This window comes from Allobosea sp. P1_A7, from assembly GCF_056406775.1.
Map to the genome: position 1 here is coordinate 1 of NZ_JBFTZN010000466.1, position 2,728 is coordinate 2,728.

Genomic DNA, 2,728 nt, shown 5'->3' on the forward strand with positions numbered 1-2,728 from the left:
AGAGATAGGTCGGCACCGAGGACGAAAAGGTCGAAAGGTAGGCACCGAGATTGGCCGTCGTCTTCACCCGCATGCCGATCATCTTGCCATCAGCGTCGGTCGCGAGCTCGGCATGGGTGACATGGTCGCGCCCATGCGCATCGGAGAGGAAGGCCTCGGTACGGTCCGAGGTCCATTTCACCGGCCGGCCCACCTTCTTCGCAGCCCAGACGCAAACCGTCTCCTCGGCATAGATGAAGATCTTGGAGCCGAAGCCGCCGCCGACATCCGGCGCGACGACACGCAGCTTGTTCTCCGGCGCAATGCCGATGAAGGCGGAAAGGACGAGCCGCGCAACATGCGGGTTCTGGCTCGTTGTGTAGAGCGTGAAGGCGCCCTCGCCCTGGTCGTAATCGCCGACGGCCGCGCGCGGCTCCATCGGGTTCGGCACCAGGCGGTTATTGACGAGGTCGAGCTTCGTGACGTGCTTGGCCGCCTTGAACGCCTTTTCGGTCGCAGCCTTGTCGCCGAGATGCCAGTTAAAGACCGTGTTGTCGGCAGACTCGGCATGGACCTGGGTCTTCGAACTCGCAGCACTCGCCGTGTCGACCACCGCCGGCAGCACGCCGTAATCGACGCCGATCGCCTCAGCCGCGTCCCTGGCCTGCGCCAGCGTCTCGGCCACCACGACCGCGACATGGTCGCCGACATAGCGGACCTTGCCCTGCGCCAGCGCCGGGTGCGGGCTGGCCCGCATCGGCGAACCGTCCTTGTTATGGATCATCCAGCCGCAGATCAGCCCACCGATCTTATCGGCGGCAAGATCCTCGCCTGTATAGATCCCAAGCACGCCCGGCATCGTCGCCGCGGCCTTGGCGTCGATCCTGTTGAGCGTGGCATGGGCATGCGGCGAACGCAGGAAATAGGCGTAGGTCTGGCCCGGCCTGTTGATGTCGTCGGTGTAGCGGCCCTGGCCGGTGATGAAACGGTGATCTTCCTTGCGGCGGACAGCGGCGCCGATTCCGGTTGCGGACATGGTGTTCCCTCCTCGCACAGCGCCTCTGGCGGACGCCTCATGGCTTGAGAACCGGCCTGCGCGGGAGCGCGCCGGCCGAAGGCGTCACTCGGCAGCCTTGCGCGTCGGCGTCGCCGCCTTGCCCATCGCCTCCGCCCCGGCAGCGATCGCCTTGACGATGTTGTGGTAGCCCGTGCACCGACAGATATTGCCATCGAGATCATCACGGATCGTCGCTTCATCGAGCGAATGGCCACGACGGCTCACCATATCGACCGCAGCCATGATCATGCCTGGAGTGCAGTAGCCGCATTGCAGGCCGTGATGCTCGCGAAATGCCTCCTGCATCGGATGCAGCACGCCGTTCACGGCGAGCCCTTCGATCGTCGTCACCGTGGCGCCATCGACCGAAAGAGCAAGCGTCGTACAGGACTTCACGGCTTTGCCGTCGAGATGGACGACACAGGCACCGCACTGGCTGGTGTCGCAGCCGACATGCGTACCGGTCAGTCGTAGGTTCTCGCGCAGGAGCTGCACCAGCAGAGTGCGAGGATCAACATTCGCGGTGACGGCCTTGCCGTTCACCGTCAACGAAACCGTGGCCATGAGCACATCTCCTGGGACCCTACGTCCGGCGCCCGGCCAGTGACCCTCCCAGCCACTGAAATCCGGAGCCGGAGCCGTTCGCGAAACCTCTAGCCTCATCAGGCAGTTTTTTCTTGGAACAGCTCGAAACGGAATGTGGACCCGGGATTTTGCGCGGTCAAGCGCGATGGCAACAAGATGAAGCGGCGATTTTGCGGACTTTGAGTGCTGTTTTCGCCAAGCATCAACGCTGCACTGCAACAAACACACGCGTACGAAAACGCGCGCGAGAACGGCCTGCATTCGCAGAATGTTAACGCCGGAGATCACAGCTTTGCTGATCGCTATCGAAGCTTTGCTCGGGATCATGAACGTGTCGGTGTCGACCATCTCTGATCAAATCCAGCGGCGCCTGCGCGCCATCGGCTTCGACGAGGCCCAGCGCGAGCGCCTGCGAAGCTATCGCTCCATTGTGGACCGCGTGATTGAGGGCCTCGTTGCCAAGGATTTTGCSCGTGCCTTCGTGATCCATGCGCCCCTGCGCAGCACGGTAGAGCCCGTCGCCGAAACGCTCTATCCGGCCGAAGCCGCACATTTCAAGCAGCTGTTCGATGGAGAGTTCGGCGAAGCCTATTGCAATTCGATCGAGCGCTTATGTGTGCTGGAGCGCGTGGCCAAGGTCGGTCCACGCCCGCGGGTCTCGATCGCCTTCGCATTGTACCAGGCGATCTCGGTCGCCAGCCGTTGGCGCCTTGTCCTGTCGCCGAAGAAGGTGGGCCGCGATCTCTACATCATCGAGCGGATCCTGACCTACGACATCAATACCGCGATCACGATCGATCAGCAGATCGAGGCTGGCGAGGCCGAACGGCGCGGACAGGCCCTCGACAACGCCGCTGCACTGATGAAGTCCCGCATCGGTCAGCTCGATACGACGATCAGCGGCGCGGTCGAGCAGTTCGTCTCGACCTCGTTCGAGACGACCGAAGCCACCACCTTCATCAAGAATCAGATTGGTAGCCTCGCCCACGCCTCCGCCCTCGTGCGCGAAAAGGCGATCCAGACGGCGGCCGCCACAGAAGAGATGTCGGCCAATATCGCCGAGATCGGGCACCGCGCCCGGCAAAGCCTCGCGATTGCCAATCGGGC

The 2,728-nt window shown here is 63.1% G+C and carries 3 protein-coding genes; 1 reads left to right on the forward strand and 2 read right to left on the reverse strand.

Annotated features, from left to right (window positions below; translation table 11 throughout):
* Together AC1D34_RS36325 and AC1D34_RS36330 are read right to left on the reverse strand one after the other, a co-directional pair.
* Nucleotides 1-1,015 (reverse strand): xanthine dehydrogenase family protein molybdopterin-binding subunit (locus AC1D34_RS36325; RefSeq protein WP_476826881.1); only part of this gene is annotated, 1,015 nt, incomplete at its 3' end.
* 84 nt (nucleotides 1,016-1,099) lie between these two features.
* Nucleotides 1,100-1,600 carry a (2Fe-2S)-binding protein gene (locus tag AC1D34_RS36330; RefSeq protein ID WP_113514142.1) on the reverse strand — a complete coding sequence of 167 codons (501 nt, stop codon included), beginning with the start codon at nucleotides 1,598-1,600 and terminating at the stop codon, nucleotides 1,100-1,102.
* Between the two features lie 358 nt (nucleotides 1,601-1,958).
* Between AC1D34_RS36330 and AC1D34_RS36335 the strand changes: the two genes are divergently transcribed.
* Nucleotides 1,959-2,728 (forward strand): globin family protein (locus AC1D34_RS36335; RefSeq protein ID WP_476826882.1); only part of this gene is annotated, 770 nt, incomplete at its 3' end.